At 45.2% G+C, this 24,220-nt stretch carries 23 protein-coding genes; 15 read left to right on the forward strand and 8 right to left on the reverse strand.

Annotation, left to right across the window (positions count from 1 at the left end; all coding sequences use genetic code 11):
* Positions 1–65: 65 nt before the first annotated feature.
* The gene (locus QWZ13_RS02340; protein WP_290280363.1) at positions 66–971 is read left to right on the forward strand and encodes a LysR substrate-binding domain-containing protein; all 906 of its coding nucleotides are present in this window, start codon (positions 66–68) and stop codon (positions 969–971) included.
* On the opposite strand, the gene QWZ13_RS02345 is transcribed toward QWZ13_RS02340, so the two are convergent.
* Positions 960–1,085: a hypothetical protein gene (locus QWZ13_RS02345; RefSeq protein ID WP_290280364.1), complete on the reverse strand. Its 126-nt coding sequence runs from the start codon at positions 1,083–1,085 to the stop codon at positions 960–962. The genes QWZ13_RS02340 and QWZ13_RS02345 overlap by 12 nt on opposite strands.
* 179 nt (positions 1,086–1,264) lie before the next feature.
* Here QWZ13_RS02345 and glyQ point away from each other — a divergent pair, with 179 nt between their 5' ends.
* The 4 genes from glyQ to pdxH all read left to right on the forward strand — a co-directional run bounded on the left by glyQ (position 1,265) and on the right by pdxH (position 5,841).
* Positions 1,265–2,227 (forward strand): glycine--tRNA ligase subunit alpha, encoded by a 963-nt coding sequence (gene glyQ / locus QWZ13_RS02350; RefSeq protein WP_216001086.1) that lies wholly within the window; start codon positions 1,265–1,267, stop codon positions 2,225–2,227.
* Entirely contained in the window at positions 2,227–4,290 is a 2,064-nt protein-coding gene (gene glyS, locus QWZ13_RS02355; protein ID WP_290280365.1) for a glycine--tRNA ligase subunit beta, read from the forward strand. The genes glyQ and glyS overlap by 1 nt, the downstream gene beginning before the upstream one ends.
* An 81-nt stretch (positions 4,291–4,371) precedes the next feature.
* On the forward strand, positions 4,372–5,193 hold the full coding sequence (gene mutM, locus QWZ13_RS02360; RefSeq protein ID WP_290280366.1) for a bifunctional DNA-formamidopyrimidine glycosylase/DNA-(apurinic or apyrimidinic site) lyase: 822 nt from the start codon (positions 4,372–4,374) through the stop codon (positions 5,191–5,193).
* Between the two features lie 9 nt (positions 5,194–5,202).
* Complete coding sequence (gene pdxH, locus QWZ13_RS02365) at positions 5,203–5,841, forward strand: pyridoxamine 5'-phosphate oxidase (RefSeq protein WP_290280367.1); 639 nt, start codon at positions 5,203–5,205, stop codon at positions 5,839–5,841.
* 1 nt (position 5,842) lies between these two features.
* Here pdxH and QWZ13_RS02370 read toward each other — a convergent pair whose 3' ends face one another.
* Both QWZ13_RS02370 and QWZ13_RS02375 read right to left on the reverse strand, forming a co-directional pair.
* On the reverse strand, positions 5,843–7,054 hold the full coding sequence (locus QWZ13_RS02370; protein WP_290280368.1) for a cyclic di-GMP phosphodiesterase: 1,212 nt from the start codon (positions 7,052–7,054) through the stop codon (positions 5,843–5,845).
* A gap of 156 nt (positions 7,055–7,210) precedes the next feature.
* Positions 7,211–8,326 carry an SAM-dependent methyltransferase gene (locus QWZ13_RS02375; RefSeq protein ID WP_290280369.1) on the reverse strand — a complete coding sequence of 372 codons (1,116 nt, stop codon included), beginning with the start codon at positions 8,324–8,326 and terminating at the stop codon, positions 7,211–7,213.
* Positions 8,327–8,364: 38 nt separating this feature from the next.
* Here QWZ13_RS02375 and QWZ13_RS02380 point away from each other — a divergent pair, with 38 nt between their 5' ends.
* From QWZ13_RS02380 to QWZ13_RS02405, 6 genes are all read left to right on the forward strand, one after another.
* Positions 8,365–8,865 (forward strand): 2-thiouracil desulfurase family protein, encoded by a 501-nt coding sequence (locus QWZ13_RS02380; protein WP_290280370.1) that lies wholly within the window; start codon positions 8,365–8,367, stop codon positions 8,863–8,865.
* A gap of 6 nt (positions 8,866–8,871) precedes the next feature.
* Entirely contained in the window at positions 8,872–9,195 is a 324-nt protein-coding gene (locus tag QWZ13_RS02385; protein WP_290280371.1) for a hypothetical protein, read from the forward strand.
* A gap of 14 nt (positions 9,196–9,209) precedes the next feature.
* Positions 9,210–9,467 (forward strand): hypothetical protein, encoded by a 258-nt coding sequence (locus QWZ13_RS02390; RefSeq protein WP_290280372.1) that lies wholly within the window; start codon positions 9,210–9,212, stop codon positions 9,465–9,467.
* 69 nt (positions 9,468–9,536) lie between these two features.
* Positions 9,537–9,995 (forward strand): BLUF domain-containing protein, encoded by a 459-nt coding sequence (locus tag QWZ13_RS02395; RefSeq protein ID WP_290280373.1) that lies wholly within the window; start codon positions 9,537–9,539, stop codon positions 9,993–9,995.
* 12 nt (positions 9,996–10,007) lie between these two features.
* Positions 10,008–10,856, forward strand: coding sequence for a PhzF family phenazine biosynthesis protein (locus QWZ13_RS02400; protein WP_290280374.1), 849 nt, complete (start codon positions 10,008–10,010; stop codon positions 10,854–10,856).
* Positions 10,801–11,925 carry a hypothetical protein gene (locus tag QWZ13_RS02405; protein ID WP_290280375.1) on the forward strand — a complete coding sequence of 375 codons (1,125 nt, stop codon included), beginning with the start codon at positions 10,801–10,803 and terminating at the stop codon, positions 11,923–11,925. The genes QWZ13_RS02400 and QWZ13_RS02405 overlap by 56 nt, the downstream gene beginning before the upstream one ends.
* A gap of 2 nt (positions 11,926–11,927) precedes the next feature.
* Here the strand turns inward: QWZ13_RS02405 and selD are convergent, their stop codons facing one another.
* The 3 genes from selD to mnmH are packed head-to-tail and all read right to left on the reverse strand — an operon-like array spanning position 11,928 to position 15,958.
* A complete protein-coding gene (gene selD / locus QWZ13_RS02410) occupies positions 11,928–14,165 on the reverse strand; it encodes a selenide, water dikinase SelD (protein ID WP_290280376.1) in 2,238 nt (745 codons plus the stop codon).
* Positions 14,062–14,841 (reverse strand): hypothetical protein, encoded by a 780-nt coding sequence (locus QWZ13_RS02415; RefSeq protein WP_290280377.1) that lies wholly within the window; start codon positions 14,839–14,841, stop codon positions 14,062–14,064. Before QWZ13_RS02415 ends, selD begins: the two co-directional genes overlap by 104 nt.
* 4 nt (positions 14,842–14,845) lie before the next feature.
* Positions 14,846–15,958: a tRNA 2-selenouridine(34) synthase MnmH gene (gene mnmH, locus QWZ13_RS02420; protein WP_290280378.1), complete on the reverse strand. Its 1,113-nt coding sequence runs from the start codon at positions 15,956–15,958 to the stop codon at positions 14,846–14,848.
* A gap of 243 nt (positions 15,959–16,201) precedes the next feature.
* On the opposite strand from mnmH, the gene QWZ13_RS02425 reads away from it, so the two are divergent.
* On the forward strand, positions 16,202–16,681 hold the full coding sequence (locus QWZ13_RS02425) for an FKBP-type peptidyl-prolyl cis-trans isomerase (RefSeq protein ID WP_216000947.1): 480 nt from the start codon (positions 16,202–16,204) through the stop codon (positions 16,679–16,681).
* A gap of 86 nt (positions 16,682–16,767) precedes the next feature.
* Here QWZ13_RS02425 and QWZ13_RS02430 read toward each other — a convergent pair whose 3' ends face one another.
* Positions 16,768–18,264, reverse strand: coding sequence for an aldehyde dehydrogenase (locus QWZ13_RS02430; RefSeq protein WP_290280379.1), 1,497 nt, complete (start codon positions 18,262–18,264; stop codon positions 16,768–16,770).
* A gap of 236 nt (positions 18,265–18,500) precedes the next feature.
* Here QWZ13_RS02430 and aptA point away from each other — a divergent pair, with 236 nt between their 5' ends.
* Genes aptA through QWZ13_RS02445 form a run of 3 tightly spaced genes read left to right on the forward strand, consistent with a single transcriptional unit; the run spans position 18,501 to position 22,631 of the window.
* Positions 18,501–19,817, forward strand: a complete 1,317-nt coding sequence (gene aptA / locus QWZ13_RS02435; protein ID WP_290280380.1) for an omega-aminotransferase AptA — start codon at positions 18,501–18,503, stop codon at positions 19,815–19,817.
* Between the two features lie 25 nt (positions 19,818–19,842).
* Positions 19,843–21,333 carry a CoA-acylating methylmalonate-semialdehyde dehydrogenase gene (locus QWZ13_RS02440; protein WP_290280381.1) on the forward strand — a complete coding sequence of 497 codons (1,491 nt, stop codon included), beginning with the start codon at positions 19,843–19,845 and terminating at the stop codon, positions 21,331–21,333.
* Positions 21,334–21,344: 11 nt separating this feature from the next.
* The gene (locus tag QWZ13_RS02445) at positions 21,345–22,631 is read left to right on the forward strand and encodes an NAD(P)/FAD-dependent oxidoreductase (protein ID WP_290280382.1); all 1,287 of its coding nucleotides are present in this window, start codon (positions 21,345–21,347) and stop codon (positions 22,629–22,631) included.
* Positions 22,632–22,671: 40 nt separating this feature from the next.
* Here QWZ13_RS02445 and QWZ13_RS02450 read toward each other — a convergent pair whose 3' ends face one another.
* On the reverse strand, positions 22,672–24,030 hold the full coding sequence (locus tag QWZ13_RS02450; RefSeq protein WP_290280383.1) for a glutamine synthetase family protein: 1,359 nt from the start codon (positions 24,028–24,030) through the stop codon (positions 22,672–22,674).
* Between the last annotated feature and the right edge of the window lie 190 nt (positions 24,031–24,220).

Below are 24,220 nucleotides of genomic sequence, written 5' to 3' on the forward strand. Positions count from 1 at the left end.
TGCCGCTTAAATGATCAATATTCAGTTGACTATAGAGAGTCTTAGGTTGATAAAGAATCGAATTATTGTCATGCTTGCCATGCAATTTAATCATGGCTGAGCCAATGAAACGCTTACCCTCTAGCAAAGCTATGTTGGCTTTTGTTACCACGGCTCAATGCCTGAATATTACCCGCGCGGCAGAATCTCTAAACTTGACGCAAGGCGCGATTAGCCGCCAGTTATCTAGCTTTGAACAAGACCTTGGGGTTAAATTATTTAATCGTGAAGCAAGAGGGTTATCGTTAACGAGTGCAGGCCGGCAACTATTGCCCGAGATAAGCCAAGCGTTACAGAGAATTCAACAAGCTGTCGATCACCTGGCAATCAATCATCGCCGAATTCGCTTGAAAGCCCCAAGCTGTATTACCTATTGGCTGATGCCAAAGTTGGCCGACTTTCATGGCCGGCACCCAACCTTAGAAGTGGAGCTCACTTCGACAACCACCCACGATGTTAACTTTTTGACCGAGCAATTTGATGCCGCCATTTGTTACGGACACCGCTCAAATAGCCAAGGAGCCGATAGGCATTGGTTGCTGGAGGAAGTACTTACACCTATGTGCAGCCCTGAAATAGCTCAAACTCTGGATAACAATGATTTGCTTCACAGCTTTACTGAACATACGTGGTTGCACGCGAATCAAGAACAAGCCGATTGGCGACTTTGGTTGAACGGAACGGGGCACGAAAGTATTCAAGCCGAACGAAACCAAATATTCGCCACCTTAGATATGGCCACCAGTGCAGCCGCCAGAGGCTTTGGTATTGTCATAGGGGATATCAATTTGGCCGTTCATGAATTGGAAAGCGGGCGGCTTATTACGCCGTCTCCCACACAGATAACCACCGATAATGGCTACTACTTGCAAATTCCGCAAGATAACCACACCCCAGCCGCAGAAACCCTATTGAAAGATCTATTGCGTTAACCAAACAGGAAGCCAAAGGTAGCTAATGCGTGCAACAGCCAACGATAACCAACAACAAGGTGACGCAACGCTAAGCGAAGAGCCGACTAAATTGTAAAAGGGAATCTGAGCCAAGGATGGCGAAGCATAGCGCGCACGGACGTGTTCACAGCGACCCTTTACAATTTAGTCGGCTCTTTGCGCCACACTCAAACGTCTCAAACTAAACAATAAAAAACCCGCATGACCACTGGCTTTGCCCTGTGTATAATGGCAGACCTTTTGAATTTTAAACTATCGGGCGAACGGACTTTATCGTGACGAAACTAAAATCGGATACACAGACATTTCAGGGTTTAATCCTGACACTGCAAAAATACTGGGCCGACCAAGGCTGCGTAGTTTTACAACCTCTCGATATGGAAGTGGGCGCGGGTACCAGCCACCCGGCTACCTTTTTACGTGCGCTCGGGCCAGAAACCTGGAACGCCGCCTATGTGCAACCTTCACGTAGACCGACCGATGGCCGTTACGGTGAAAACCCGAACCGCTTGCAGCACTACTATCAGTATCAGGTTGTGTTGAAGCCAAGCCCAGATAACATTCAAGAACTGTACTTAGGTTCGTTAGAAGCCATTGGCATTGACCCAACCGTGTATGACATTCGCTTTGTTGAAGACAACTGGGAAAACCCAACGTTGGGCGCCTGGGGCTTAGGTTGGGAAGTGTGGCTCAACGGTATGGAAGTCACTCAGTTTACCTACTTCCAACAAGTTGGTGGCATTGAATGTTACCCAGTTACCGGCGAGATCACCTACGGTTTAGAGCGACTCGCCATGTACGTTCAAGGTGTGGACAGTGTTTACGACCTTATTTGGACGGTTGGGCCCGATGGCACACCGGTTACTTACGGAGATGTATTCCACCAAAACGAAGTTGAGCAATCAACCTATAACTTCGAGCACGCCAACGTAAAAGAATTGTTTCACCAGTTCGATTACCACGCCGCTGAAGCGCAAATGCTCATTGGTAAAGATTTACCGTTACCCGCTTATGAGCAAATTTTAAAAGCCGGTCACACCTTTAACTTGTTAGACGCGCGTAAAGCTATTTCGGTAACCGAACGGCAGCGCTACATTTTGCAAATTCGTACCTTGTCTCGTTCGGTGGCGAAAGGCTACTACGATTCGCGCTTACGATTAGGGTTTCCACAAGCGCCTGCGGCGTTGCGTGATGAAGTGATTGCAAAAGAACAAGCTCAGGGAGATAAAAAATAATGTCACAGGCCAATTTTTTAATAGAACTGGGCACCGAAGAATTACCGCCAAAGGCACTTAAAACACTTCAAAATGCCTTTGCCGATGGCATATTAAAACGCCTGAAAGACGCTGGTCTCGCATTTGAGAGCAGCGAACGTTTTGCCGCACCGCGTCGGTTGGCGTTAAGTATTAGTGCATTACAGCTCACTCAGCCAGATGAAAAAATTGAACGTCGTGGCCCTGCCATTCAAGGTGCCTATGATGCCGATGGAAAGCCGACCAAAGCTTGTGAAGGTTTTGCACGTTCGTGTGGTGTGAGTGTCGATGAGCTAACGCAACTTGAAACCAATAAAGGCACTTATGTGGTTTATAACGGCACCAAAGCCGGACAAGCCACTAAAGATTTATTGCCTTCTATTGTGCAAGAAACACTCGATACGCTGCCCATTGCCAAACGCATGCGTTGGGGTGCCAGCCGAACTGAGTTTGTACGTCCAGTAAAATGGATGTTGATGCTATTAGATGATCAAGTTGTACCGGCCAGCATGTACGGTGTTGAAAGCGGCAATACAACGCGCGGCCATCGCTTCCACGCACCGCAAGAAATTACCATCACCGATCCACTGTCCTACGCCGATGTATTGAGAAGCCAAGGTAAAGTTATGGCGTCTTACTCTGAGCGTCAGCAATTAATCGAAACGCAAGTAAAGGCACTGGCCAAAGAAAAAGGCATTGTGGCGGTCATCGACCCAGCGTTACTTGAAGAAGTGACCTCGTTGAATGAATGGCCGGTGGCATTGGTTGGACAATTTGAAGAACGCTTCTTAGATGTGCCCGCAGAAGCGTTGATGTCTTCTATGGAAGAGCATCAAAAATATTTCCCAACGGTAAACAGCAAAGGCGACATACAGCCGTACTTTATTTTCATCGCTAACATCGAAAGTAAAGACCCCCAAATTGTCATCGAAGGTAACGAGAAAGTGATTCGCCCTCGATTAGCCGATGCCGCTTTCTTCTGGGAGACTGATAAAAAGACGCCATTAGCGAATCGAGTACCGCAATTAAAAACGGTCATGTTCCAAAAAGATTTGGGCAGTACCTTTGATAAAGTTGAACGCTTACAAAAAGTCGCGTCGTTTATTGCCGCTAAAATTGATGCCTCGGTCACCGAGTCTGAACGAGCGGCTTACTTATCAAAAGCTGATCTTGTTACCGACATGGTGTTTGAATTTACTGACTTGCAAGGTTTAGCCGGTAAGTACTATGCCTTGGCCGATGGCGAAGCCGAAGCCGTCGCCGAAGCATTGCACGAGCAATACAAGCCAGCCGGAGCAGGTGATGAACTGCCGCAAACGCGTGAAGGTATGGCACTGGCATTAGCCGACCGTCTCGATAATTTATCGGGTTTATTCGGTATTGGTCAGCCGCCCACGGGTACAAAAGATCCGTTTGCGCTGAGGCGTGCCGCGCTAGGTGTATTGCGAATTTCTGTTGAACGTAAACTCGACCTAGATTTAGTCGACATGGTGAGCTTTGCGGCACAGCAACACACAAGTCTGAGTAACAAAGAGGTGGTGTCTCAAGTGGTAGAATATGCACTCGATCGGTTTAGTGCCTTATACCAAGATGCCGGTATTCGTACCGAAGTGTTCCAATCGGTTAGAGCGTTAAAGCTCACCCACCCATACGATATTGATCGTCGTGTGCGTGCTGTGTCTCAGTTTAGTCAATTAGAACAAGCCAGTGCGCTAGCGGCCGCAAATAAACGTGTGTCGAACATATTGTCGAAAGTGAAAGGTGGGATCAGCGAGCAAGTGGATGAAAGCTTATTCATTGAGCAAGCCGAAACCGATTTACTGCGTGCGCTCGACTCCGTCAGTGCCGATGTCAATGCCGCCGTGGCCGAAGCTGACTACGCCGGTGCGCTGGCCTTATTAGCTGGATTGCGCGAGGTAGTTGATTCGTTCTTTGATAAAGTGATGGTGATGGCCGACGATGATGCCGTTAAGAACAACCGCTTAGCGCTACTCGCTAAGTTACGTGGGTTGTTTATCTTAGTGGCTGATATCTCAGTCTTATAAAAGCACAGCGCAGAACCTCTTTACGGGCTGCACGTTTCGTAAAGAGGTTACTTCTGCAACTCACGTAGATGAAGGGTTGTTATGCCAGAATTACCCGAAGTTGAAACTACCCGCCGTGGTATAGAGCCCCATGTTATAGGGCGCTCTATTTCACGAATTACGATTAGAGATAAACGGCTACGATGGCCGATTCCAGATAGCCTACCTGCTTGGGCAGAAGACCAAACCATTGTGCGTGTGGAACGCCGCTCGAAGTACCTTTTGTTGGTGCTTGAGCGCGGTACCGTGCTGGTGCATTTGGGCATGTCGGGCTCGTTACGCGTACTGCTAGACGACCCAACGCCTACCAAGCACGATCATGTGGATGTAGAACTCGATAACGGCATTCGGTTACGCTACAACGATCCACGTCGTTTCGGTGCTTGGCTATATACTGAGCAGCCTGTAAACGAGCACAGTTTAATTGAAAAGCTCGGTCCTGAACCACTCACCGATGCCTTTAATTTTGACTACTTCTACCCGCTAACTCGTAAGCGTAAAACCAAGATCAAGACCTTCATCATGGACGCCCATATTGTTGTCGGTGTTGGTAATATTTACGCCAATGAAGCACTGTTTTTATCGGGTATTAACCCGCACAAGTTGGCTGGTAAAATCACCAAAGCCGAAACAACTTTGCTGATTAGCAATATCAAAAAAGTATTGGCGCGCGCCATAGACCAAGGCGGCACCACTCTAAAAGACTTTGTCGGTGGCGATGGCAAGCCAGGTTATTTTGCACAATCGCTCAATGTTTATGGCCGCACCGGTTTACCTTGTTTTCAGTGTGAATCACTCATAAAGGAAATGCGTACCAACAATCGTGGCACCTTCTATTGTTCACATTGCCAGCCATCACGTTAAGGGAATTTCATGAAGTTAGAAGACATTCGCAGAGAATACACTCAAATGGGGTTGAATCGAGAAGACCTTCATTCAGACCCGATCGTTCAATTTGAAACTTGGTTAAACCAAGCCATCGAGGCCAAATTGTCGGCCGACCCAACGGCCATGTGTTTAGCCACCGTCGATGCCTCTGGGCAACCTAGCCAGCGCATTGTGTTGCTCAAACACTTGGATGAAAAAGGCTTTGTATTTTATACCAACTTAGAAAGCCATAAAGCCAAAGACATCGCGCAAAATAGTAAAGTAAGTCTTCACTTTCCTTGGACACCATTAGAACGTCAAGTGATCGTTTACGGTGAAGCTGAAAAATTGAGCCTTGCCGAAGCCACGAGCTATTTTGTATCGCGCCCATTCGATTCAAAAGTGGCGGCATGGAGCAGCCAGCAGAGCCGCGTTGTAGAGTCTCGCAAAGTATTAGAGCAAGCCTTTGATCAAATGAAAGCCAAATTCAAACAGGGCGATGTTCCGATTCCATCTTTTTGGGGCGGCTTTCGCGTCAAGCCTGTTAAAATTGAGTTTTGGCAAGGGCGAGGTGCACGGCTGCATGACCGCTTTATGTATGAGCGAGCTGAAGATGAGTGGCAAATTAATCGCTTGCAGCCATAAATTAAATAAAGTCAGAGATGTCGAGTTTTAATGATCGAGCATCAAGTGTATTGACTATTTCGAGGCTTACTTTGTTGTCAGCGAGATTAATGATTTCTTGTTCAATTTGATGGTTATGACGGGTGTTATAAAACACCTTAACTAATGGGTGCTTTGGGCTGCGGCGGTTGGCTTCTAGAACAACGCCCGCTCGGCCATTTGAAAGCTCGACTAACGTTCCCACTGGGTATACCGACAAACTACGAATGAAATCGTAAACCAACTCTTTGTCGAGATGGAAAATACTCCATTCTACCAGTTTTCGTAACGCATCGTTGGGCGGCATACCAGTGTGATAGACCCGATCGGCGGTAATAGCATCGTAGACATCGCAAATAGCAGACATGCGACCGTATTCAGAAATTTGCTCGGCTTTTAGATTACGTGGGTATCCACTGCCGTCTAAGCGTTCATGATGTTGGCTGCAAATAGAGCGTGTGATGTCAGAAAGCCCTGAAGTAACATCAAGAATTTGCTCACCATAAGTCACGTGGCGCTTCATTTCTTCCCATTCATGGCCTTCAAGCTTTCCGGGCTTATCTAAGATTTCGCTAGGGACCAGAATCTTTCCAATATCATGAAGGATGCCTCCAGAAACCACTTGGCGCATGATCTCTGGCTCTACTCGGCGAGCACGGCAAAAGATGCCGAGCAGAATGCCAACATTGACAGAGTGCTCTAGTAAGTATTCATCTTTTTCACGAATAAAAGATAAGCAAGCCAAGGCATTTTCGTTTTCATTTAAGGATAAAATTAAATCATCGGTGGTGTTGTCTACAGCTTGAGCGTCAATGCCTTTACCGTTCTTAATATCAGCAAGTATGTCGCCTACTAGCCCTTTTGCTTGCGCGTATGATTTCTCGGCTTTATCTCGGGCTTTCTCAACAGACAATCGCTTTGGCGTATGGTTAGCGTCACTTTGGGTTTTTAACGATTCAAACTGGCTAGCTTGCAGTTGCTTAATAGAATCGGCCGCCTCGCCAGCCTCACAGTCTAACCCTTTGCTGGTATCTATATAGATTTCTGTGACGCCGAGCGCCTTAATTTTATTGACTGTCGCTGTACTGCCAATTTTACCGCTGCGCGATGCATTGCCAGAGGGCACCCACTGATTATTCAGGTCCGATACGTACATGCCTGGAATGAGGTGCTCGATGTTTATTTTTTTGATCACAGTTGAATCTCGTTAATACATACAACAAGCATAGACCAGAATTCTGACGGGCTACTCAATTTTCCTAAAAAATTGGCTTATTTTTATGGGCTATCCATGAGGTCAGTCATAGTCTTGTTTAGAATGGTGATCGAGTACTTCTTACCCGAAATCAATTCATAGACTGAGGTGTTGAAACTCTATGCAAGGGTATGACCCATAATAGTATTGAGCGTGCCAAACTTGATTTGGCAAAGCGTTATCTAAAGAAAACGCTGGCACAGTTAAGGTGATGTCCGATTCATCTTCATACAACCAAATATCATTCAAGACTTGTATTCGGGTTTGTAGCACAAAGCGTTGTTGCACAGGGTTATATAGTTCAGGTATGTGAAATTGAGTCAGGGGCAGCCTAAGGCTGTTTTGGTTTGCAGCGTTGTTTAATTTACTAAACAGCGGGCATTGACACGACAGCGCCAGTAAAGGCTTAGACTTATTTTTGAAAACTAAGGTTTCTCTATCTTGAAGCGCTAACGAAACGAATATTTCTTCGGGTATAAAAATACCGGTTGGTTTTAACTGGTCAGCAAGTTGAGCGGTCACCATAAACTGGGGCTCTTGTTCCAAGGCTTTTTGCATGGTTTCTGCGACGATGATGTCAAAAGGATCGGGAGCCTGAAAGTGACAAGCATTATCGCAATGATAGTGAAGGCGAAGCTGGTCAAAGTTAAAAAACTGCATGAGTGTTTGCACACTGCTAAGCGATTCTTCGTGGATGTCTAAAAAATGAATGCTTATTTCTTTTTCGCAGTGCAGAGCCAGTAGTGGCAATAATAACGTTGCGAATGGGCCGCACCCTGCGTATAAAATTTTTAGGGTAGATCCTGGGTGTAAAGCGTGCTGTTGCGTGATGGCGTGATGCACAGCATTAACAAACTTAATAGTACGGATGTAGTCTTTCACGCACTGCGCGGCGGCTGCAGGGTTAATTGCGATTCCCTGAGTTAACTCGGTATCTCCAGAGAAGGCTGAAAAGCAAACATCGGGGGTTATCTCAACGGCACTCTGGCAAAGTACAATAAACTTTTCTAAGGCATCGATTTGGTGCTCAGTGCTTTGGTCTGTAGTGATAAACTGCGCTATTTCTCTAAGCGTATTCAACGCCTCGGCCGTTGCCTTAGTTGTCATAAATATAGATCGTTCTATTGGGTGAAAGCGTTGAATTATAAAGCGAATTGAATAATTTATCTTGCGAACACTAATCAAATTGACACCTAACGGATAAGCCGCCAAACTGACCCATTAATAGACTTCAAATAGAGTCACTAGTAATGCCTCAAGATAAAATATTAGTCAGCGCTTGCTTACTTGGCAATCCAGTTCGTTACAATGGTAAATCGCTCACACTGCAAAGCGATATTCTTCTTCACTGGCAGCAACAAGGTAGAGTGGTTTCAGTATGCCCAGAGGTGGGGGGTGGTATGAGCACTCCTCGTCAACCTGCCGAGATAAAGAACGGCAGCGGAGAAGACGTTTGGCAGGGAAAGGCGATCGTCGTAAATAACGATGGAGAAGAGGTGACCAGTGCTTTTACAACGGGAGCACAACTGGCCTTGAGGCTTTGCCAGCAGCATCAAATTAAAGTGGCGGTTTTAACAGAAGACAGCCCTTCTTGTGGTAGCCAAATGATCTATGATGGCACCTTTACCAGCCAAAAAACCGCTGGGAAAGGCGTTACAGCGGCCTTACTTGAGCAACACGGCGTCCTTGTTTTTAATCAATATAATTTAGAACAGGCTGAACAAGCGCTGACTTTAATGGAAACTGTGTGAACAACGATGAATAACCAAAAGCCTCTATTCAGTAAAAAAGAAATCCCTAATCCTGCAAAGCCGGTGCAAACGGCACAACATTTTTTTATGTTGGCATTAATGATGTCAATGGCGTTTGTATTTTTGACAAATAAATCGATCGATGCGCTCTATGTTTTTATCTTGCCATTTAGCGTTTACCACAGTTGGCAAGTTGCTAAAACAGGCTATGCTTTAACAAACAATGACGTTTATCATCGCGATCAAAACGCCATCGCTTATTGGGTGAACCTATTTTGTTCTGTGGCATTTACCGTTCTGCTTGCTTGGCTTGTGTTGGCTGAAAATTAAAAAGGTAAGGCCCTATGGATATTGAATATTATGATTTTAACGAACACATCGGTTCAATTGAGTGGATGCAAGAGTTACCGAAAGGGCTAATAAGCGACAAAATTGATATTCGCTACAATACCGTAACGATTTCAAAAATGGAGTTTGGATACGAGGTTTATATCGCGCCAAAAGATTTAGACAAAGGTGGTGATGGTTTACTGATTCATTTAGACGCTAATTTTAAACTCATTGATTATGAAATAGAACGAATAGAACCTAACCCGTTTTAAACAGTGGCGTTAGCCAAAGCGTAAGTTTAAATAAGCACCTCATGAGTAAACGCCAATAGGTATCAAACTATGTCGAGCGATTCAGAAGAACCAAATTTAATGCATTGTATTTATGCGAGTACGGCATCGATAGATTTCTCGGAAAAAGATATTGAATTACTGTTAGAGAAGTGCAGAAAGAATAACGCCATGCTCGGGGTATCGGGCATGTTACTGTTTGAAGGAAACTCATTTTTTCAAATTCTAGAGGGCGAGCAAAAAACATTAGAAGCACTTTACAAAAAAATCAGTTTAGACAAACGCCACTCTCATATTTCAAAAATAATCGTTGAACCGATAGATGACAGAGATTTTGCAGACTGGAGTATGGGGCTTGCGCCCTTAAAAATGAAACAGCTAGCCACGATAGAAGGGCTGAACGATTTTTTTCAATCCGGACAATGCTTCACAGACTTAGACGATAGTAGAGCTAAAAAACTACTCAATGCATTTAAAGAAGGGCAGTGGCGATCTTCCATTACCGAATAACAGGAGATTAAAATGGCATTATTTAAAGTGGCGGCGTTTTCGGACGGTCAACAAGGTGGCAACCCTGCCGGTGTATATATTAGTGATCAACACCCAGAAGAATCTGAAATGAGAGCAATAGCGGCAAAGCTAGGATATTCTGAAACAGCGTTTGCGGCCCCTATTGAAAAAGGCGGGAATGCCCGAAGTTGGCGAGTGCGCTACTTCTCACCTGAATCCGAAGTGCCTTTTTGCGGTCATGCTACTATTGCCTTAGGGGCTGTGTTGTCTAAGGAGTTTGGACCAGCCGTTTATAATTTGCAGCTAAATAACGCGAATATAACAGTAGAAGCTTCTAAGAACGAAAACCTTTATATCGCAGCGCTTCAATCGCCTGCTACCCACAGTCAAAAAGCGAGCGATGCAATAGTACAATCGGCTTTAGGTTTATTTAACTTAGATGCAAACGACTTAGACAGCCGATTGCCGCCTTACATTGCCCATGGTGGTGCCGACCACCTTATTTTATCAATGAAAAATCGTGAACTGTTGGCCGGAATGAGCTACGTGCAAAGCGCAGGTCGAGATTTTATGCTAGCAAACGGTTTAGTCACCGTTATGCTTGTCTATGCCCAAAGTAATACTGTTTTTCATTCACGAAACCCCTTTGCTTCTGGCGGTGTATATGAGGACCCAGCAACCGGTGCGGCGTCAGCGGCCTTCGCCGGATATCTACGAGATATAGATTGGCCGCATGAGAATAGTATTCAAATTATTCAAGGGGAAGATATGGGTGCACGGTCTTTGTTAAAGGTTGAACTGAGCAATGAGAAAGGTGCCTCAGTTCGCGTATCAGGTTCAGCTAGATTTATTGCAGATTGATTCAGTTATTTTCAAAAAATTTTTAAAGGACATATCAAATTTAATGATGAGTAGAAAATTGTTGGTAGCTTTAGTTGCCATGATCGGTATCAATGTGCACTCGGCGACTATAGTTACAGAAGCCTATAATGTCGCTGTTTCAGAGCAGTTCCCAGAATTAAATCTATGGGGATACCGAGTATTACCTGAACCGGGTGCTAAAGAGCTAAAGCCAAATACAGAACTGGGTGAAGTCGATAGTATTTTTATTGCCCCTAGACAAGAGCAGCGACCCGTCTTAGGTGAGTATACTTATACGGCTTGGGATTTTTCAGTCAATGGCAATATTGTCCATACACTGAGTGTTGGCCGAACATGGATACTGCAACGCCGAGATAACAAGATTGTAATAGATGAAGAGGTTGCACATCGAACGAGAGGCTTATTGGCCGCGCAAGTGTTAGGCGCTGATATCTACTATCGACATTTCGTTGATCGGTTTTCGATGAGTTATATGGATCCATTCGTATATTTTGGTGATCAAGAAAAAAAGAAGTACATGGATTTTTTCAATAATAAGAATATCCTTATTCAGTCACTTGCGAAGTCTAATACAGATTATTTGAATAATGTAAGTAAAAACATAGTAACCAAGAATAACTGGGTTTCTTATTCTAGACATAAAATTCCTAGCGATCAGTTAGCTTGGACTGTTGAAGACCCTGAATTAAAATCAAATTTAGTTTTTGTAAGGGCTCTTGGTGAAAGTACCGATAAATATCTTATACCTGGTGACAATTTAGCCCTACAAGAAAGAACCATCAGTCTTAAAATGGATGTTAAAATACACCGAAAGTCTATGCTAAGAAAAATCACGCTAAACGAACCGGTGTTATTTACCGATTTAGTAACGCTCTATATGGCCTGTAGCTATAAATCAGCTTCCGAAACTTTAGATTGGTTGTTCTCCAATCTCACTACAGCGTCTACCCAGCCGAACATAGACGGTGCTCATATTGTTTCAGTGAAAGAGTTCTTGAACGCGGTATTGCAATGCCAGGAAAAAAATCAAGAAAATATAGCACTTTAATTTTAATTCTGAATTAAGTTTATTTTCATTCCATCACTACACCGCTGAATTTGTCCAATTTTAACCGCGTCTGTTTTAGCGATAATTTCTTTTGCGGTGCTCGGGTCTGTCGATACCAATAAGCCACCGTTTGTTTGAGGGTCTATTAAACAGTTAACGAGCGCTTGCTGTGTATTGTTTAGAGCGCATTCATTGAGCAGCGGCAATAGTTGTGGCATAAGTGAAGAGGTGATGCCTTGATGACTCGCGTCGAGTGCTCCAGGTATGAGAGGTATGTCCTCTACGTTAAGGTTTGCTGCGAGCGATGTGTGTTTTAACATTTCCAAAAGATGGCCTATTAGCCCAAAACCGGTGACATCGGTTGCCGCATGTATTTTTTCATTCTTTATCGCTAAAAAGAAATCTCGATTTGACTGTTGTAGCACATGCCAGAGGGCTTCTTTTGATGGAGCAGGTGCCTTACCTTGAGCATCGGCGGCTAACAGTATGCCGGATCCAAGCGGTTTGTTTAGCAGTAGCCAATCGCCTTCTTCCACGGCGTTCTTTGGCCAAACCGAATGCCCTAAACTGTTCACCACCAACGCGACATGGGTTTCTGCGCCTTCGGTACTGTGCCCACCCACTAAGGTTGTTTCGTGGTGCAATAGTGTTTCGGTAATGCCCGTCATCAAGCGTTTAAAATCGCGTTGGATTAATCGAGGGTGATTAAACGCTAGGTTAACCCATACCTGTGCGCTTGTAGGGGTATTACCCATGGCGTATAAATCATTGATGGCATGGTGAGTTGCTACGACGCCTAGCCGGTACATATCGTCTGTGAAGGCTCGGAATCCGTCGATACTTTGCAGCATAGTAACGTCTTGATGCACAGCGGCCACCGCTGCATCTTCAGCAAGTGTTAGGTCTGGCTTTAAAGTTGAATTCGGAAATAAGGGCAGTTCTTTTAGCGTGTTGCTTAACAGCTCTGGTCCAATCTTGCTTCCGCATCCAGCACAGTGCATAGGTTCATTCCCCATGCTATCCATCGCAGACAGTGGCGCATTGAATTTAGACATAAACGCTTGATCAATACGGTTTTTCCATTGCCAAACCCAGTTTCCTGAAAAACTAACGCCGAATCGTTGCCCTACTGCGCGTGTATCACCTAAAGATATAAGCGATAAAAAGTCAGCCTGTAAATTTAAAGGTGTCATGGCGTTACCCGACATGACAGCACGAAAGTTTTTAACAAGAAAGGGAGCGGATCTAACGGCAAATACGCCAGACTTAGGTCTTGGTGATTTTAACATAGCGGCCACATCTCCGCAGGCAAACACATCGCCATGAGAAGTGCTTTGCAAAAATTCATTGACGGCGATAAAACCATTTTCGTCCGTTGCTAAACCAGACTCGCTTGGCCAAGCAGGGGCCGTTGCGGGTGTACACCAAATGGATTGGTCTACATCTAATTTTTGCTCTTGAGTCGACACAATCGAAGATTGATGTACTTCAGCCACACGAAAATGACTAACAACCGAAACGTGAGCGTTAGCCAGTGCTTTTTCAGCTATTTTCCGAGTGCTGGATTTGACGTGCGGCAAGATGCACTCGCCCGCATGCACTAATGAAAGTTGAATAGATTTGTTGGACAGTTTAAATCGATGGGCAATGGCCAGTGTCATTTCAATACCCGCAGCACCCGCGCCAACAATAGCCCAATGCGGTGTTTTCTGAGCGTTGCTTTTATCGAGAAGTGTTTGCCACGTTTGCGTTAATTGACTCACAGGCTTAACACCTAGAGCAAACTCAGCGGCACCCGGTACACCAAGATTAGGAGTTGATCCGGTGTTAATAGAAACTTTATCGTAGCGAATATTGGCTTGACCAATAATTTTGATTTCTTTTTTATTGATATCTAACCCACAAACTCGACCATGAATTAATCGAACATTAGCGCGTTGGCAGAGCAGGTTTAAGTCAATATGGATGTCGTCGAGTGAATAGTGTCCAGCGATGTAACCGGGCAGCATTCCTGAATAGGGCGTTTGGAGTGTGTCTGTAATTAAAGTGAGCCTAGCATTCTGCAAGGGCTTCATTGCAAGCATGCGAATTGCTAGCGCGTGGCAATGACCGCCACCAATAAACACAATGTCACGTTCATGCATAATTAGCTGATCTATTAAATAAGTTGAAAGTGGCTTTATACCCCAGCCACAGCGTGGCCATTGGAATAATGATGCTTTTAAATAACATGCCGACAATGAGCGTCACCACAGAACTTGAAATTTTTGCGCCCAAATCTTCATCGGCAATCACCGGTGCATCTGAACCAAAAATAAGCTCACTCAAATTTATTTGTGAGATACTCTCCTTTAATCGCTCAACGACGGCAATAGTGGCTTCTAAAACAGACAGGGCTTGTTCACCCGTAGCCTCAAAATAAAGCGTATCAAATAGCCAAACTAAGAAGATTTGCACAACTAGTATAAACCGAATAAAAACCGCAACCAAAATCCAACGAAGTATGGTTTGGGATGTACTGGGCTTTGCCCAAATTAGAATCGTCGCTATCAAGCACACAGCGGTAAAGACGGTTTTTAAAGTAACCGAAATAGTTAACAGTAACAGCACTTGAGAAATACCCAAAGCGGTTAGGGTTATCAACAACAAACCAGAAAACCGCTCAACCAAATCGTTGACGGGGTCTAATATTTCACCAATAGAAACACTGGCAACCCCAATGCCGATATCGGCCGACTGAATAACCGATATAACACCATTCAGTGTGCGGACAACACCAAACACAATGGCGTTGCTGTTGATGCTGTCAGATAAAAATTGCTGCGCCATTGCGTCAATCTGAGGTAGCCAGTTCATAACGACCATAAAAAGAAGTGCAACGCTAATGGCCATTTTTTGTGTGTGGTTGAATAACATAAAGTTACCTAGTGGCTAACCATTCTAGGATGTCAGAATGAGACCCTTTGAATATGGTTTTATGAGCCTTTTGTTGGTATTGATATTGATACATAGGGTCATAGTAATCGTTTAATAACACTTCGATTAACGCATCGAACCCTGTCCAATCGTTTTGGTTTTTTAACGAAACTATCGCTGAATCTAGCATGTCATTGAGCAGATTAAAGCGAACACCGCCCAATCGTTTTTTTATTCTCGACACTGCGTTTCTGATAAAATCATCGAGCAATTGGTAGGCATGATCAGATGCTGCCTTTTGAAAGTGGTCAAAAGCGTCCATAAAATAGTCTTGCCTTATGCGTCTGACTCGCTCTTCAAAAGGGGCTTCCAGTAATACATTATTGGCGTCTTTTGCGGCATCTAGGTATTCAGGTAACACGGCAATTCGGCCAATGAGGCGGGACTCATCTTCAATCAACACAGGTGCACTGCTCAATTGCTTGCGCTTTAACCAGGCCACTGACCATGCATTTTCAAAATCTATTTGTGAGGGTTGCGGCTGCGTTGTTTTTCCAAAAGCACTGCCTCGATGTTTTGCTAAGCCTTCTAGGTCGATCGAGTGTGGCCAATCGTGTATGACCTCTGTCTTTCCTGAGCCCGTCGCGCCGGATAACACCATGAATGCGCCTGACTCGACCCGTTCGTGTAATTGTTGCAATAAAAAGCCCCGCATGGCTTTATAGCCACCTTGAATAAAGGGACGGTTTATACCGGCTTCCGCTAACCATTGCTGTGTAATACGAGACCGCAAACCGCCGCGAAAGCAATACAAAACACCTTTAGGGTATTGTTCTGCGAAGTCAATCCAGGCGTTGATGCGTTGTTGTTTTACGTCGCCACAAACAAGGCGGTGACCTAAGTCTTGTGCTGCTTGAGCACCTTGGTCTTTATAGCAAGTGCCGACTAGCTCACGTTCTTGGTCGTTCATTAAAGGGGCATTAATACTGGTTGGAAACGCCCCCTTGGAAAACTCGATCGGTGCTCGAACATCCAGTAATGGGGTATCAGATAAAAACAGTTGCGCGTAGTCGGTTATGGCCTGCAAGGTAATAGCTCTTAAGATATGAGATGCCATTATGGCGTGGTTCAGTGCATTAACTCAAATAAGATTGAACTTCATCTGAAATAACCTGTCAAAGAAAGGCAGCCAGCCCCCTGGTAATTGAACACAGCCCTTTCACAGGAGGGGTTGTGTTCTGCTACAATAGCCGCACTCGCGTGTTTCTTCGTTGAACGGCGGTTGCTTTTGCACTGCTCCGTACGTCCCCTTCGTTAGCTCGCATTCATACATTAAAACTAACCGAGGTCACGTTCTACCATGATCGAAGATAAAAAAGTTATCACTCTAGAATACCAAGTTACTGATGAAAAAGGCGACGTTATCGACACGTCTGAAGGCCAAGATCCATTGGTGTATTTACACGGTGCTCAAAACATCATTCCAGGCCTAGAAAACGCATTAACGGGTAAAAACCTTAACGACACTTTTGAAGTAACCGTAGAGCCAAAAGACGCTTACGGTGAGTACAACGAAGAAATGGTTCAAGTTGTGCCGCGCAGCGCATTTGAAGGCGTAGAAAGCGTTGAGCCGGGTATGGCATTTACCGCACAAACTCAAGGTGGTCCTGTGCAGTTAGTTGTTACGGGTGTAGAGGGTGACGACATCACCGTTGACCCAAACCACCCATTGTCTGGTAAAACGCTAGGCTTTACCGGAAAGATCATCGATATTCGTGAAGCGACGGCTGAAGAAATTGAACACGGTCATGTTCATGGCGCCGGTGGTCATCAGCACTAAGCGTTGGCGTAACCAACCCAAATTTGTCACAAAAAAGGGCGCTGATACATGCGCCCTTTTTATTACATTTTAAATTCTCAGACTTTTTACAACTTTATCCAAGTGGCCTTTATTTCACTGTATTTATCAAAAGCATGCAACGATTTATCTCGCCCATTACCGCTTTGTTTAAACCCGCCAAAAGGCGCGGTCATATCACCACCATCATATTGATTTACCCAAACCGATCCGGCCTGCAGTTTGCTTGAGAAACGATGCGCGCGGCTGAGGTTGCTTGTCCATACACCTGCGGCTAAACCATAAATAGAATCATTAGCAATGCTCAAGGCTTGCTCTTCTGTTTTAAATGGGATGACCGATAAGACCGGACCAAAAATTTCTTCGCTGGCAATGGCCATATCGTTGCTGACATTCTCGAAAATGGCGGGTTCTATAAAGCAGCCATTTTCAACAGGCGCTTGTAGGTTGCCACCTTGTGTTAAGGTCGCCCCTTCGAGCTTACCTTTGTCGACATAGCTCAAAACGCGTTGCATTTGGCTGCTGTCGACTATAGCGCCCATTTTAGTTGTAGGGTCTAATGGGTGTCCAGGTGTCCATTTTTTCATGGCTTGGCGAACTTTGGCTGTGAATGCTTCAGCAATGCTTTCTTCGACAAGAAGCCTTGAGCCTGCCGTACAAACCTCGCCCGCATTAAAGCAAATAGCGCCCGCCGCCGCTTCAGCGGCTTCGTCTAAATTCGGGGCATCGGCAAATACAACATTTGCAGATTTTCCGCCGGCTTCTGTCCAGACACGTTTCATGTTGGATTCGCCAGAATAAATCATCAGCTGTTTAGCAACGCCAGTTGAGCCGGTGAATACGAGCGTATCAACATCCATGTGTCGTGCGAGTGCTTTTCCTACGGTATGCCCAAAGCCGGGCAGTACATTAAAAACACCCTTTGGTATGCCCGCTTCTAGAGCAAGTTGCGCCATGCGAATGGCTGATAAAGGTGACTTTTCAGAGGGCTTAAGTATGAATGAATTCCCCATCGCTAATGCCGGTGCAAATTTCCACGCCGCCATAATCATTGGGAAATTCCATGGCACTATGGCCGCAACCACACCAACGGCTTGGCGCGTAACCAGGCCAAGCTCATTACTCGCGGTAGGTGCAACCTCATCGTAGATTTTATCAATCGCTTCGGCTGTCCATTCAATTGCGCGGGCGGTACCGTTAATGTCTACCGTTCGTGAATCGCCAATCGGCTTACCCATATCTAAGGTATCTAACAAAGCAAGCTCATCGCCGTGTTCACGAATGAGGCCGGCAAATTTCAAGAGAATTTTTTTGCGCACAGCCGGTGGTCGTTCAGACCAAACGCCAGCATTAAAAGAGTCACGGGCGGCTTTTACAGCTAAGTTGGCATCGGCTTGATCGCAAGAGGCTACTTTGGCTAGGAGTCGCTGGTCTATCGGTGAAGTTTTTTCAAAGGTTCCACCATCGACAGCGTCAACATAAACGCCATTTATAAAGGCGCGAGATTCGATCGAGAGAGATGCCGCTTTTGCTTGCCAAAAGCTTAGATCATGTAAGTTAGCCATAGTGTCTCCGCAGGCAAACATTTATAAAGAATGGAGAACATACTCACTTTAGTGCTTTGTATCAATATATCGAACACAAATATTCGCATTTATTTTGTTAAGTTAGCCCTCTAGCCCAATACACATAGACTTGCGGAAGAATTTTGATGTTTTAAATAACTTTTTATTGATGTTTTATTTAATTGACATAAACTCGGCCTTGCTTGTTCAATATAAAAAACACTAAGGTGCGATTTATGACTCAATCTACCCCCGCAAATCTAGACGCGTTTTGGATGCCATTTACGGCTAATCGTCAATTTAAAGCGCAACCTCGCATGCTTGTGTCAGCACAGGGAATGTACTATCAAAGTGACGATGGGCGATCCATTATCGACGGTACAGCGGGTTTGTGGTGCACTAACGCAGGGCATGGCCGAACAGAAATTACCCAAGCGGTGAGCAAGCAAATTCAAGAGCTCGATTTTGCACCGACCTTTCAAATGGGGCACCCTTTAGCCTTTGAATTGGCAAATCGTTTGATTAAGCACACACCTGAAGGCATCAATAAGGTGTTTTTTACCAATTCAGGCTCTGAATCGGTAGATACCGCGCTGAAGATTGCCTTGGCATACCACAAAGCTCGCGGAGAATCGTCGCGTACTCGTTTAATTGGACGAGAAAAAGGCTACCACGGCACAGGCTTTGGTGGCATTTCTGTTGGGGGCTTGGGCAATAATCGAAAAGGCTTTGGTCCATTATTAAGCGGTGTAGATCACCTTAAACATGCATGGACCCCTGGTACTGAGTTTACCAAAGGACTGCCCAAGGAAGGCGCCCATTTAGCGGATGAACTTGAATCAATGGTTGCGTTGCACGGTGCCGAAACAATAGCCGCTGTCATTGTTGAGCCTATTGCTGGGTCGGGCGGCGTTTGGATGCCGCCTCAAGGTTACCTTAAACGCTTATGTGAGATTACAAAGAAATACGGCATTTTACTGATATTAGACGAAGTTATTACCGGCTATGGTCGAATAGGGGATGCCTTCGCCGCAACACACTTTAACGTAACACCCGATATTATAACTACAGCAAAAGGGTTAACGAATGGTGCTGTGCCTATGGGGGCGGTTTTTATCAGTGACAATATTCACCAAGCATTTATGAGCGGACCAGAAGAGGTGATTGAGCTTTTCCATGGCTACACTTATTCAGGACACCCTGTGTCTGCGGCGGCAGCCATTGCGGCGCTCGATACCTATGAGCAAGAAGGCTTGTTTAACAAAGCCAAGCAACTCGGTGGCTACTTTGAAGAACAACTGCACAATTTACGAGAATTCGATGTTGTTAAAGATATCCGCAATTATGGTTTGGTCGGCGCTATTGAATTTAAGTCGACCGATAAATTTGGCGAGCGTGGTTACAAAGTTTTTGAGCATTGCTTTTGGCACGGTAATGCCCTGGTGCGATGTACGGCCGATACCATTGCGCTGTCTCCACCATTAATTTTAGAAAAAGAACACATCAATGAACTAATGAATGCTCTTCATTGTGCCATTCGATCATTGAATTAAAATAGATAACAATAAAAGGCGAGTTATGAACCAGATTACACACTTTGTTAGCGGAGCAAAGACCGCGGCCAGTATACGCACTGCGTCGGTTTTTAATCCCGCGCTCGGCTTACCCATAGCTGAAGTTTCTTTGGCTTCTAAAACTGAAGTTGAACAAGCCATCGCCTCTGCAAAGGAAGCTTTCCCTGTTTGGTCAGCAATGAGTCCGTTGAGTCGATCACGTATTCTGTTCAAGTTTAAAATGTTACTAGATGAGCGCATCGATGAATTGGCACACGCCATTACAACCGAGCACGGTAAGGTATTCGAAGATGCCAAAGGCGAAATTGTCCGTGGAATAGAAGTAGTCGAGTTTGCGTGTGGCATTCCGCAAATGTTGAAAGGCGAGATGACAGAACAAGTAGGCTCTGGTGTTGATGCTTGGACACTGAATCAAGCGCTAGGCGTGGTGGCTGGAATAACGCCATTTAACTTTCCCGCCATGGTGCCCATGTGGATGTGGCCAGTGGCCATTGCGTGCGGAAACACCTTTGTATTAAAACCGTCTGAGAAAAACCCTACGGCATCAATGCTCATAGGCGAATGGCTAAAAGAATGTGGGTTACCAGACGGTGTATTTAATGTGATCAATGGCGATAAAGAAGCTGTTGATGTACTACTGACCCATAAAGACATCCAAGCCGTCAGCTTTGTTGGCTCAACGCCCATTGCAGAATACATTTATGGCACCGCGAGCGCGCACGGTAAACGAGTGCAAGCTTTAGGTGGAGCAAAAAATCACATGGTGGTAATGCCTGATGCCGATATCGATGCCGCTGTGAATGCCTTAACGGGCGCTGCCTATGGTTCAGCGGGCGAACGTTGCATGGCTATTTCTGTGGCCGTAGCTGTCGGTGATATCGCCGATGAATTGGTTGCTAAGCTGAAAGAAAAAGCCACTCACTTAAAAATTGGCAATGGCAAAAACCTTGGTTTAGATATGGGTCCTTTGATCAGCAAAGAGCATCATGTAAAAGTAAAAAACTATATTGATGCCGGCGAGGCTGAAGGGGCTACATTAGTGGTCGATGGTCGCAACATTGTTGTACCTGGTGCTGAAGAAGGCTACTTTTTAGGCGGTACTTTATTCGACCATGTTACGCCAAACATAAGTATTTACACCGATGAAATATTTGGGCCGGTATTATGTGTCGTTCGGGTAAGCGACTACGCTGCCGCCGCTAAGCTTATTAACGAGCATGAATACGGTAACGGCACCTCAATCTTTACCCGCAGCGGTGCCGTGGCTCGTAAGTTCAGTCATGATATTCAAGTAGGCATGGTGGGCATTAATATTCCAATCCCAGTTCCCATGGCGTTTCATAGTTTTGGCGGTTGGAAGCGAAGTTTATTTGGAGCCAACCACATGCACGGCCCTGAAGGTGTTCGTTTTTATACCAAACGAAAAGCGATTACCGCGCGTTGGCCAGAAGGCGATGTCAGCAACGCTGAATTTGTTATGCCGACGATGAAATAAGGGAGCAGTAAATGACAAACCGAACACCCCATACGGGTTCATATTATGCGGCAACACGCCAAGACACCAATGATAGACCGATACTGAAAGAATCGATTGAAGCCGATGTGTGCATTGTCGGTGGTGGCTTTACCGGTATGTCCAGTGCATTGCATTTGGCCGAAGCGGGTTTTAGCGTTGTTGTTTTGGAAGCGGCGCGGATAGGCTTTGGTGCCAGCGGTCGAAATGGCGGCCAACTGGTGAATAGCTACAGCCGAGACATAGACACCATTGAAAAAAACTACGGTAAAGATCTTGGTAAAACACTGGGGGATATGGCGTTCGAAGGCGGAAACATTATTCGCGAACGCATTAAAAAATATAATATTAACTGCGACTACAAACCTGGTGGAATTTTTGCTGCTTTTAACAAAAAGCAAATGCATGCGCTCACCGAACAAAAAGCGCTTTGGGAGCGCTATGGCCATACAGGGTTGGAGCTACTCGATAAACAAGCCATAGCAGAGCAGATTCAATCGGATGTCTATATAGGTGGCATGCTTGATCACACTGGTGGGCATATTCATCCGTTAAATTTACTGCTCGGCGAAGCGAAAGCGTTTGAAAGCTTGGGCGGTGTTATTTATGAAGATTCAAAAGTTGTCCACGTTGAACGCAGTGAAAAGCCGGTGGTTAAAACAGAGCACGGTCAGGTCATTGCAAACTATGTATTAATGGCAGGCAACGCCTATATGGCCGGATTAATTCCAGAACTCGCGGCCAAGTCAATGCCTTGTGGGACGCAAATTGTAACCACGGAAGTGCTTGATGAATCACTGGCTAAGTCACTCATTCCGAATCAATACTGCGTTGAAGATTGTAATTACAAGCTCGATTACTATCGCGTGACTGCAGATAATCGATTACTTTATGGTGGAGGCGTGACCTATGGCGGCGGAGATCCGGCTTCTATTCAAGCATTTCTTCGTGGCCGAATGGAGAAGACGTTCCCACAACTTAAAGGCATTAAATTTGATTACGCATGGGGCGGTGACTTCTTGTTAACGATGAGTCGGCTACCTCAGTTTGGGCGACTAACGCCTAACATTTATTATGCGCAAGGCTACAGTGGGCATGGTGTGACTACTACGCATTTAGCCGGAAGGCTCATCGCGGAAGCAATGAAAGGGCATGCAGAGCGGTTCGATGCGTTTGGCCAATTAAAGCACTTCCCGTTTCCAGGGGGGCGCTTGTTTCGAGTGCCTTATACCGCAATTGGTGCAACCTATTATGGTTTACGAGATAAGCTAGGTCTTTAAACAAAAAAACCTGTCTAAGACAGGTTTTTCATTCAATTTATTAAACGTACGGCAGTAATAAATCGTATTCCATCTGCGTTATTTGCTGCTCAAACATTCGAAGTTCAGACCATTTACAGGCACTGTAAAGCTCAACAAAGTCTTTGCCAAACCAATCACTCACTCTAGGGTCGGCTTCCATTTTGCGCAGTGCATCGCGTTGATTGTCGGCAACTTGCTCGTGCTCTTGATCGTAAGCATTCCCGACGACAGGATCGGGCGCTTCAAGTTTATTTTGTATCCCTTCTGTGACACCGGCTAACAGTACGGCCGTTGCTAGATAAGGGTTGGCATCGGCACCAGACATACGATGCTCTATACGTGTAGCTGATTGGCCGCCAGAAGGAATTCTTAGCGCAACGGTTCTATTGTCATAAGCCCAAGTCTTGCTGGTGGGCGCAAAATTTTCCGGGGCTAAGCGACGAAAGCTGTTCACAGTCGGGGCTAAAAATGCTTGTGTGCTGTCTGCCATACTTAATAACCCCGCGATGGCTTGTCGAAGCAGTGGATTTTGCGTTGGGTCTTCTGCAGCAAAAACATTTTCACCGTCTTTTAATAAACTTAAATGAAGATGCAAACCACTACCCGATTGATCAATATAGGGTTTTGCCATAAAGCTGGCATCCATATTGTATTTGTTAGCGACGCTGCGGATAACGCGCTTTAACAATACCGCTTGGTCTACAGCTTTTAAAATGTCAGTGCCATAATCCAGATTGACTTCAAACTGGCCCGGTGCGTATTCTGCTATGACGGTATCGGCCGGTATGTTTTGTTGGCGAGCCGTTTCGATCACATCGCGAATGAAGAAATCGTATTGATCTAAATCATCGATAGAATAAACCTGTGACGACATCATTCGGCGTTCGCTGCCTAAAGCTATCGGTGGCTGGATATTGCCTTTTTCATCGCGCTGTTTATCTATTAAATAAAATTCAAGTTCAACGGCGAAACCTACGTCATACCCGAGTTGGGAAAAACGGTCGATTGCATTCACCAAAACCTGACGAGGGTCGGCAAAAAAACCAGTGGAGCGGTCTTTATACATGGTACATAGCGCCTGCGCTCTGTCGCCTCCTTCATGCCAAGGAACAATACTTAGCGTGCCTGGAATGGGTTTGCATAACCGGTCTCGATCGCCCACATCCATGCCTAATCCAGATTCTTCTACGGTCGTGCCGGCAGAATCCAAAGCCATTACAGAACCGGGTAAATAAAACCCTTTGGTAAAAACCTTCTCTAACAGATCGCGTTCAATACGTTTACCGCGCACCACGCCATTTAAGTCACTGAGCAAGAGCTCAATGGTGGTGATGTCTGGGTGTTGGCTTAAAAAATCTTTAACTTCGCTTTTACTCATATTGCTGTCGCCTTTTTAACAACCTAACGGTTGGTAAACGTCTATATTAGTTGAGTTGTTGATGGGTGTTATTCTCCCAACGGACAACAAAAGTCTTAGGGTGCGTTCTGGTGTTATCTAAACTGCGTATATTTGCTTTTTTATGCGTTTAAACATCAAAGAGTGATTTATATATTGAACACTAATGTAA

The organism is Reinekea marina (genome assembly GCF_030409715.1).
Taxonomy (GTDB): domain Bacteria; phylum Pseudomonadota; class Gammaproteobacteria; order Pseudomonadales; family Natronospirillaceae; genus Reinekea; species Reinekea marina.

Bases quoted from the DNA above. Each gene is read 5' to 3' on its own strand.
- pdxH (WP_290280367.1), top strand. From the start codon at position 5,203: ATGAAGTTAGAAGACATTCGCAGAGAATACACTCAAATGGGGTTGAAT.
- QWZ13_RS02450 (WP_290280383.1), bottom strand. From the start codon at position 24,030: ATGAGTAAAAGCGAAGTTAAAGATTTTTTAAGCCAACACCCAGACATC.
- QWZ13_RS02405 (WP_290280375.1), top strand. From the start codon at position 10,801: ATGAGAAAGGTGCCTCAGTTCGCGTATCAGGTTCAGCTAGATTTATTG.
- QWZ13_RS02430 (WP_290280379.1), bottom strand. From the start codon at position 18,264: ATGGCTAACTTACATGATCTAAGCTTTTGGCAAGCAAAAGCGGCATCT.
- QWZ13_RS02380 (WP_290280370.1), top strand. From the start codon at position 8,365: ATGCCTCAAGATAAAATATTAGTCAGCGCTTGCTTACTTGGCAATCCA.
- mnmH (WP_290280378.1), bottom strand. From the start codon at position 15,958: ATGGCATCTCATATCTTAAGAGCTATTACCTTGCAGGCCATAACCGAC.
- QWZ13_RS02390 (WP_290280372.1), top strand. From the start codon at position 9,210: ATGGATATTGAATATTATGATTTTAACGAACACATCGGTTCAATTGAG.
- mutM (WP_290280366.1), top strand. From the start codon at position 4,372: ATGCCAGAATTACCCGAAGTTGAAACTACCCGCCGTGGTATAGAGCCC.
- glyS (WP_290280365.1), top strand. From the start codon at position 2,227: ATGTCACAGGCCAATTTTTTAATAGAACTGGGCACCGAAGAATTACCG.
- QWZ13_RS02445 (WP_290280382.1), top strand. From the start codon at position 21,345: ATGACAAACCGAACACCCCATACGGGTTCATATTATGCGGCAACACGC.
- QWZ13_RS02415 (WP_290280377.1), bottom strand. From the start codon at position 14,841: ATGTTATTCAACCACACACAAAAAATGGCCATTAGCGTTGCACTTCTT.
- QWZ13_RS02395 (WP_290280373.1), top strand. From the start codon at position 9,537: ATGTCGAGCGATTCAGAAGAACCAAATTTAATGCATTGTATTTATGCG.
- QWZ13_RS02385 (WP_290280371.1), top strand. From the start codon at position 8,872: ATGAATAACCAAAAGCCTCTATTCAGTAAAAAAGAAATCCCTAATCCT.
- aptA (WP_290280380.1), top strand. From the start codon at position 18,501: ATGACTCAATCTACCCCCGCAAATCTAGACGCGTTTTGGATGCCATTT.
- QWZ13_RS02400 (WP_290280374.1), top strand. From the start codon at position 10,008: ATGGCATTATTTAAAGTGGCGGCGTTTTCGGACGGTCAACAAGGTGGC.
- QWZ13_RS02440 (WP_290280381.1), top strand. From the start codon at position 19,843: ATGAACCAGATTACACACTTTGTTAGCGGAGCAAAGACCGCGGCCAGT.
- QWZ13_RS02425 (WP_216000947.1), top strand. From the start codon at position 16,202: ATGATCGAAGATAAAAAAGTTATCACTCTAGAATACCAAGTTACTGAT.